This is a genomic window from Bifidobacterium sp. UBA6881 (genome assembly GCA_002451435.1).
Lineage (GTDB): Bacteria > Actinomycetota > Actinomycetes > Actinomycetales > Bifidobacteriaceae > Bifidobacterium.
In genome coordinates this window covers 3,329-12,009 of record DKCF01000035.1, presented here as the reverse complement: position 1 = coordinate 12,009, position 8,681 = coordinate 3,329, and the positions used below count along the sequence as shown (strand labels likewise).

Annotated in this window: 4 protein-coding genes and 1 pseudogene; all 5 read right to left on the bottom strand. The window is 63.3% G+C overall.

Annotation, left to right across the window (positions count from 1 at the left end; genetic code table 11):
* Positions 1 to 16: 16 nt before the first annotated feature.
* Positions 17 to 487, bottom strand: a complete 471-nt coding sequence (locus B3C64_RS02775; RefSeq protein ID WP_291533577.1) for a tripartite tricarboxylate transporter TctB family protein — start codon at positions 485 to 487, stop codon at positions 17 to 19.
* Positions 488 to 613: 126 nt separating this feature from the next.
* Positions 614 to 2,161, bottom strand: coding sequence for a glutamate synthase subunit beta (locus B3C64_RS02770; protein ID WP_291533576.1), 1,548 nt, complete (start codon positions 2,159 to 2,161; stop codon positions 614 to 616).
* A 1-nt stretch (position 2,162) separates the two neighbouring features.
* Positions 2,163 to 6,734, bottom strand: a complete 4,572-nt coding sequence (gene gltB, locus B3C64_RS02765) for a glutamate synthase large subunit (protein ID WP_291533575.1) — start codon at positions 6,732 to 6,734, stop codon at positions 2,163 to 2,165.
* Between the two features lie 178 nt (positions 6,735 to 6,912).
* A complete protein-coding gene (gene hemW / locus B3C64_RS02760; RefSeq protein ID WP_291533573.1) occupies positions 6,913 to 8,076 on the bottom strand; it encodes a radical SAM family heme chaperone HemW in 1,164 nt (387 codons plus the stop codon).
* 140 nt (positions 8,077 to 8,216) lie between these two features.
* Positions 8,217 to 8,681: pseudogene (locus tag B3C64_RS02755) on the bottom strand (elongation factor 4); the annotation flags it as partial.

Here is an 8,681-nt window from a genome sequence, read left to right as displayed (position 1 = left end):
CGCGGATTCCGCCGTGTCAGACGGCGGTGCCGTTTTGGTCGAGGTTCGGGTTGTGCTTCGGATTGCCCGCGGTGAAGAACAGGCTCAGCACGCCGACCGCGAAGACCACGGAGACCGTGGCGATGAGCCACATCGGATGCGATGGCAGCCACATGACCACGAAGAAGGCGATCGCCGACACCGCGATCAGCACCCAGCTGGCGACGCGGAACCACTGGCGTGCGGAATGCGGAGCCTTGAACATTTTGGGGTTGCGGTAATCGGGATTGGTGTTCAACAGATTCTCCGCGGCGTCGACAGCCTTGTCGGTGCTGCCGCTTGGCTTCCATGGACCGTCGGTACCGTCCTGCAGACGGCGGGATTTCTCCTGCAGCTGGTACTCGTCCAGCATGCCGGAACGGCCGCGGCCATGGGTCTGGTCGTACTGCTGCGGCACTCCCTTGCGGTTGTTTTTGGCTTGCGCTCGACGTTCTGCGCGATTCGGCATTGGATCACTCCTTTGTTACATGTGCTGAACGACACTTTACCGCATGTTCGGCGAAAAACGGGGAGCCCGGACCACATTGCGTGTGGTCCGGGCTCCCCGTTTCGTTCGTCAACGCCCTTCGCGCGCTCAGCGCGGCAGCATCATCGGCCTCTTGGAGGCGACGATCGGCGCCGGCAGCTCGGTGGAGCCGGTAAGGTATTCGTCCACCGCGGCCGCGCAGGAGCGGCCTTCGGAGATGGCCCACACCACGAGGCTCTGGCCACGTCCGGCATCGCCGCAGGCGAAGACGCCGTCCTGGGACGTGGCGAACTTGTCGTTGCGCGCCACGTTGCCGCGGCCATCGAGGTCGACGGGCAGCTGGTCGACCAGTGTCGTGGTGTCGGGGTGCAGGAAGCCCACGGAGATGAGCACCAGATCGGCGGGAATGACGCGTTCGGTGCCAGGCTGACGGGTGAACGGTCCGTTTTCGCCCGGAGCGACGTTCACGACCTTCAGACCGGTGACGTGGCCGTTCTCATCGGCCACGAAGCCCTCGGTGGCGGTGGAGTTCTCCACCTTCACCTTGGCCTGCTCCTCTTCGGTGCCCACGAAGTTCACCGAATCGGTGCTGTACACGTACTCGGCGCGCTGCGTCTCGAAACCTTCCTCCATGGAGGAGGTCTCCTGATACAGGCGGGCGAAGGTCGGCCACGGCTGGTTTGCCGGACGCTCGGACGGTTCCTTCGGCATGATCTGCAGCACGGTGACGTCCTTCGCGCCCTGGCGGATGGACGTGCCCAGGCAGTCGGAACCGGTGTCGCCGCCGCCGATGATCACGACGTGCTTGTCTTTGGCGGTGATGTCGTGGACAGGCTTGACACCGTATACGCGGCGGGTGGCGTCCGGCAGGAACTCCATGGCGAAGTGGATGCCTTTGAGCTCGCGTCCCGGAATCTTCATGTCGCGAGGCACGGTGGAGCCGATGGCCACGACCACCGCGTCATAGCGGGAGCGCAGATCATCCCAGGAGATGTCCTTGCCGATTTCGATGCCGGTGCGGAACACGGTGCCTTCGGCCTCCATCTGCTTCACACGGCGGTCGAGCAGACGCTTGTCGAGTTTGAAGTTCGGGATGCCGTAGCGCATCAGACCGCCGATGGCGTCGTCGCGCTCGTACACGACGACGGTGTGTCCGGCGCGGGTGAGCTGCTGCGCGCAGGCCAATCCGGACGGGCCGGAACCGACCACGGCGACGGTCTGGTCGGTCAGACGCTGCGGTGGCAGCGGCTTGACGTAATCCAAGTCCCAAGCCTGGTCAATGATCGTGCATTCGTCGTTCTTGATCATCGTCGGCGGCTGGTGGATGCCGAGCACGCAGGCGGCCTCGCACAACGCCGGGCAGATGCGTCCGGTCACTTCGGGGAAGTTGTTGGTTTCGGACAGACGGTTGTACGCATCCTCCCACTTCTCCTGACGGACCAGATCGTTGAACTCGGGGATGATGTTGCCCAGAGGACATCCGGTCATGCAGAACGGGGTGCCGCAATCCATGCAGCGTGCCGCCTGCTCGGTGGTCCACGGCTGCAGGCCGGATTCGGCGTGGACGTCGAACCAATCCTTGATTCGCTCCTCGACGGGGCGTTCAGCCAGTTCGCGACGGGTACGGACCTTCAGGAATCCACGAGGATCTCCCATGTCAGCGCGCTCCTTCCATAACCTGCTCGTACACCTGTTCCCAGACGCCGGGCGTGTTGAAATCGATGTTGTTTTCCTTGGCGTCCCTCATCGCCTTCTGCATGGCGAGGAACGTCTTCGGAACGATGTGGGTGAATCGTTTGGCGGTGTTCTCCCAATCGGAGAGCAGGGACGCCGCGAATTCGGAACCGGTCTCTTCGGCGTGCTGCTTGACGAGATCGTGCACCAGTTCGCTCGTGTTGCCGTCGAGCGGTTCGAACAGCAGGGAGCCGTTGACCGCCGCGGCGGGGTTGACCTGCTTCATGTCGAGATCGAGCACGTACACGTTGCCGCCTGAGAAGCCTGCGCCGAGGTTGCGTCCGGTGGAGCCGAGGATTACGACGGTGCCGCCGGTCATGTATTCGCAGCCGTGGTCGCCGACGCCCTCCACCACGAAGGTGGCGCCGCCGTTACGCACCGCAAAGCGTTCGCCGGCGCGTCCGGCCACGAACATCTGGCCGGATGTCGCGCCGAAACCGGTGACGTTGCCCGCGATCACGTTCGTGTGCGGGTCGAAGGTGATGCCGGCCTCAGGGCGCACGACCATGCGACCGCCGGACAGACCCTTGGCCGCGTAGTCGTTGACCTCGCCGTACACGCGGATGGTCTCGCCGCGCGGGATGAACGCGCCGATGGACTGGCCGCCGGCACCGTGGAAGGTCATGTCGATGGTGTCGTCCGGCAATCCTTCCTCGCCGTAACGCCTGGTGATCTCGTAGCCGACCATGGTGCCGAGCGTACGGTTCACGTTGCGAATCGGCATCTCGATGCGCACGGGCTCCTTCTTCTCAAGGGCGGGCTGCGCAAGCTCGATGAGCTTGTTGTCGAGCGCCTTGTCGAGCTCGTGGTTCTGATCGATCGTCTTGTGCAGGATGGTTCCCGGAATCGGGCCCGGCTGCATGAGCACATTGCTCAAATCGATGCCATCGGACTTCCAGCGCTTGATCGCCTCGTTCTGGTCGAGGCATTCGACATGGCCGACGGCCTCTTCCAGCGTGCGGAATCCAAGCTTGGCGAGCAGCTCGCGAACCTCTTCGGCGACGAACATGAAGAAGTTGATCACGTACTCCGGCTTGCCCTTGAAGCGCTTGCGCAGTTCCGGATCCTGAGTCGCGATGCCCTGCGGGCAGGTGTTCTTCTGGCAGGCGCGCATCATGACGCAGCCTTCGGTGATCAGCGCGGCGGTGGCGAAGCCGAACTCCTCCGCACCGAGCAAGGCGGCGATCACGACGTCGCGGCCGGTCTTGAGCTCGCCATCGCACTGGACGGTGATGCGGGAGCGCAGGCCGTTGAGCACGAGGGTCTGCTGGGTTTCGGACAGACCGATCTCCCAAGGCGTTCCGGCGTGCTTGATGGCGTTGAGCGGAGCCGCGCCGGTACCGCCGTCGTAGCCGGAGATCAGCACCACGTCGGCATGGCACTTGGCCACACCCGCGGCGATGGTTCCGACGCCGAATTCGGAAACCAGCTTGACATGGACGCGCGCCTTCGGATTGGCCATCTTCGCGTCGTTGATCAGCTGCTTGAGATCCTCGATGGAGTAGATGTCGTGGTGAGGCGGCGGGGAGATGAGCTCGACGCCCGGCGTGGCGTGACGGACCTTGGCGATCCACGGCGGGACCTTCGCTCCCGGCAGGTGTCCGCCTTCGCCCGGCTTGGCGCCTTGGGCGAGCTTGATCTGCAGGTCGGTGGCATGTACCAGGTAGTCGCTGGTCACACCGAAGCGCGCGGATGCGATCTGCTTGATGCGGCTGTAACGCAGCGGATCGTTGATGCGATCTTCGGACTCTCCGCCCTCGCCGGAGTTGGAACGCGCGCCGATCTTGTTCATGGCGATGGCGAGCGTCTCATGCGCCTCCTGGGAGATAGAGCCGTAGCTCATGGCGCCGGTGGAGAAGCGCTTGACGATCTCGCTGGCCGGCTCGACCTCGGAGATGTCGATCGGCTTGCGGTCGGACTTGAACTTCATCAGACCACGCAGCGTCATCAGACGGTTGGAGGTGTCGTTGATGTGTGCCGAGTACTTCTTGAACAGGTTGTAGTCGCCACGCTGGGTGGACTGCTGCAACAGGAAGATCGCCTCGGGATCGTTCAGATGGTTTTCACCGGTACGACGCCACTTGTAGTCGCCACCCGTGCGCAGATTGCGGTGCGGGCGGGCGGTCCACTGGGACGGATAGGCCACGCGGTGGCGAATCGCTACTTCCTCGGCCAGCTCGTCGAGGCCGACGCCGCCGACGCGGGATGTGGTGCCGGTGAAGTATTCGTCGATCACATCCTTGTTCAGGCCCACGGCTTCGAACAGCTGCGCGCCACGGTAGCTCATGATGGTGGAGACGCCCATCTTCGCCATGATCTTGAGCACGCCAGTGGAAAGGGCCTTGGCCAGGTTCTTGACGGCCGTGGCGGCATCCACCTTGAGGTAGCCGTTGCGGGCGAGGTCCTCGACGGATTCGAATGCGAGGTAGGGGTTCACCGCAGCCGCGCCGTATGCAATGAGCAGCGCCACATGGTGGATCTCACGCACATCGCCGGCCTCGACCACCATGGAGATCTGCGTGCGGGTGTGGCGACGCAGCAGATGGTGCTGGACCGCGGAGGTGAGCAGCAGGGACGGAATCGGGCCCCAGGTGTAATTGGATTCACGATCGGACAGCACCAGGAAATTGGCGCCGTTCTCGATGGCCTCGTCGACCTCTTGGAAGATCTCATCGAGACGTTCCTTCAGGGCCTTGCCGCCGCCTGCGACCTGGTACAGGCCCTTGACGATGAACGGCTTGTAGTATCCGCCCAGGATCTTGGCACGATCGAGACGCTTCAGCTGCGCCATCTCATCGGAATTAAGCACCGGAAGCGGAATGAGGATCTTCTTGGCGTGCAGTTCGGAATCGGCCAGCAGGTTCGGTTCCGGACCGATGGCGGATTCGAGGGAGGTCACGATCTTCTCGCGCTCCCAATCGAGCGGCGGGTTGGTGACTTGGGCGAACTTCTGGGTGAAGTAATCGAACAGCATGCGGCTGCGGCTGGACAGCGCCGCGATAGGCGCATCGTTGCCCATCGATCCAAGCGGCTCCTTGCCGGTGTTGGCCATCGGCGTGAGCAGCAGCTTCAGATCCTCTTCGGTGTAGCCGAAGGCGCGCTGGCGGCGCTGCACGGATTGGCCGGAGTGGTTGACGTGCTCGCGCTTGGGAAGCTGGCTCATCTCGACGGTGTTGCCTTCGACCCATTGACGGTACGGATGCTGGGATGCGAGGGTCTTCTTGATCTCCTCGTCCGGGATGATGCGGCCTTCGTCGGTGTCGACGAGGAACATCTTGCCCGGTTCGAGACGGCCCTTGGTGAGAATGTTCTCCTCCGGAATCTCCGGCAGCACACCGGTTTCGGAGGCGAGCACGACGTAGCCGTCCTTGGTGACCTGCCAGCGTCCCGGACGGAAGCCGTTGCGGTCGAGCAGCGCGCCCACCTGGGTACCGTCGGTGAAGACGATATGCGCAGGTCCGTCCCACGGTTCGATCAGAGTGTTGTTGTATTCGTAGAACGCCCTGACGTCGGGGTCGAGCTGGTCGTTCTTTTCCCATGCCGGCGGAAGCATCATGGAGATGGCGTGCGGCATGGAGCGTCCTGCGAGGTGCAGCAGTTCGAGGCACTCGTCGAACGTGCCGGAATCGGAGTAGCCCGGCGTGGCGATCGGCAGCAGCGGCTTGAATTCGCCGAGCAGTTCGGAGCTCAGGCGGCCTTCACGGGCCGACAGCCAGTTGCGGTTGCCCTGGATGGTGTTGATCTCGCCGTTGTGGGCCAGCAGACGGAACGGCTGGGCCAGAGGCCAGCTCGGGAACGTGTTGGTGGAGAAGCGGGAGTGCACGATGGCGATCTTCGCCTTCATGCGCTCGTCGGACAAATCCACGAAGAAGGGCTTGAGCTGCATGGTGGTGAGCATGCCCTTGTAGGTGATGGTGCGTGCGGAAAGCGAGGCGAAGTAGATGCCCACCTCATGTTCCACGCGCTTGCGGATGCGGAAGGTCCTGCGATCGAGATCGATTCCGGCGAGCCTGCCTTCCGGATCGGCGACGACCAGCGTCTTGAAGGACGGCATGCTGGCCAGAGCCTGCAGGCCGAGTCCGTCCGGGTTGGTTGGCACGACGCGCCATGCGAGCACTTCGAGGCCTTCTTCGCGCACGATCTTGGCGATGGCGCGTTCCTGCTGGCCGGAAGTCGCGATGTCGCGGTCGAGGAACGCCATACCGGCGGCGTAGTGTCCCGCCTCCGGAAGCTCGACGTCGACGGTGGCGCGCATGAACTCGTCGGGCATGCTCATCAGGATGCCCGCGCCGTCACCGGTGTTCTCCTCGGCTCCGACCGCACCACGGTGGTTCAGATTGACGAGCACCTCGATGGCGTCGTCGATGATCTTGCGTTCCGGACGCTTGTTGAGGGTGGTGACCATACCCACACCGCATGCGTCGTGCTCGGCACCAGGATCGTACATACCTTGGGAATCATGGATCGTTAGATCTAACGGGGCGTGGAAAGTCACCGAAACCACCTTCAATGTTTTTGGGCAAGAAAAGTCCTGCGGTTCTTTAATGCGTGGATTAGGATACCGCGCCCCTGTATCCGCCACGTTTCATGTGTCCATATAACGAATCGCAATTTTTGTCAATACCTCAAGCGGGGATTCCGGCGACCTTGCCGGAATCCCCGCCCACATGCCATCAATCCAGCATTTCCAGCAGTTTCGTGATGATGGTGTCGTTGAGGAGCCTTCCACGCAACGTCGGCACCGCGCGGTGGCCCTTCATGACGATCAGACCCTCGTCGCACAGTTCCCGCCATTTGGTTTCGGGGATCCGCCCGGAGAAGCGCGTGGTGTCGAGGCCTTCGCGGATGCGCAGGCCGAGCATGATGGCCTCCTCGTCGTCCTCCGCGCCGGTGATGCGTTCGCTGCCCGACCACGGCACCTTGCCCGCGTTGACGGCATTGCCCCACAGTTTCGGATGCGCGATGTCCCAGGATCGCAGACCGGCCTGTTCGTCGCGCGCGTTGTAATGGGAATGCGCCCCCGGACCAAGGCCGGCCCAATCGACATTGCGCCAATACCCGAGGTTGTGCCGGGACTCCTGGCCAGGACGCGCCCAATTGCTGATCTCATACCATTCAAGTCCCGCCGCGGAGAACAGCGAATCGGCGATTTCGTACTTATCCGCCTCGTCGTCGTCGCTGGGCCTCGGCAACGTGCCCGCGGCGATGCGGCGTCCCATCTTGGTGGTCGGGGCGATGGTCAGCGCATAAGCGGAGACATGGTCGACCCCCAAATCGATGGCCGCGCGTACGGACGCCCGCCAGTCGTCGAGGCTCTCCCCCGGCGCGCCGTAGATGAGGTCGACGCTGGAGCGCATGCCGCAGGCCTTGGCGGCCTTGACGCCAGCCGCGACGTTCGCCGGGGTATGTGTACGGTCAAGCGTCCTCAGCACTTGCGGGACGGCGGATTGCATGCCGAAGGATATGCGGTTGAACCCGCCGTCCGCGAGCTCTTTTACGTAATCGACATCCACGGTGTCGGGATTCGCCTCGGTGGTGATCTCCGCATCGTCGGCAAGTCCCCATGTTTCACGGACGGCGTCCAGCATGGCGACAAGATCGGAGGCCTTAAGAACGGTCGGGGTGCCGCCTCCGAAGAACGCCGTGGAAACCGGAGGCTCGACGATACCCTGCTGCTCCTGCCATTCGCGGATGGTCGTCATCTCGCGAACCACCATGTTGGCGTAGTTGCCCCGCGAGGCGCCGCCGCCCATGTCGGCCGCCGTGTATGTGTTGAAATCGCAGTAGCCGCAGCGGCGCAGGCAGAACGGAACATGGATGTAAACCTCAAACGCCACAGCACAACCTCCAACGCGCCGCTGCCGTCGCGGCAAGCCGCTCCCCTCGCCTACGGGAAGCGCACCGCGCTTCCCGCTTTACGGCTCGGCGGCGCAGACAGAACGGAACGTGGATATAGACCCCAAACGCCACGGAACAATCAGCCTTCGGTCTTCTGCGCGGCGCGGATCTTGTCTTTGGTGTCGCGGTCGTTGCCGGCGTCGCCGGTCGACAGCGCGGCGATGAACGCCTCCTGCGGCACCTCCACATGGCCAAGCATCTTCATGCGCTTCTTGCCGGCCTTCTGCTTCTCCAACAGCTTGCGCTTGCGGGAGATGTCGCCGCCGTAGCACTTGGCGAGCACGTCCTTGCGCAATGCGCGGATGTTCTCTCGCGCGATGATGCGGGAGCCGATGGCCGCCTGGATCGGGATCTCGAACTGCTGGCGCGGAATCAGCTCACGCAGCTTCTTCGTCATCATCACGCCGTAGGAATACGCCTTGTCGCGGTGCACGATGGCGCTGAACGCATCTACCTTCTCGCCCTGGATGAGGATGTCGACCTTCACCAGATCGGCGGCCTGCTCGCCGTCCTCATGGTAGTCGAGCGACGCGTAGCCCTTGGT

Bases quoted from the DNA above. Each gene is read 5' to 3' on its own strand.
- B3C64_RS02775 (WP_291533577.1), bottom strand. From the start codon at position 487: ATGCCGAATCGCGCAGAACGTCGAGCGCAAGCCAAAAACAACCGCAAG.
- B3C64_RS02770 (WP_291533576.1), bottom strand. From the start codon at position 2,161: ATGGGAGATCCTCGTGGATTCCTGAAGGTCCGTACCCGTCGCGAACTG.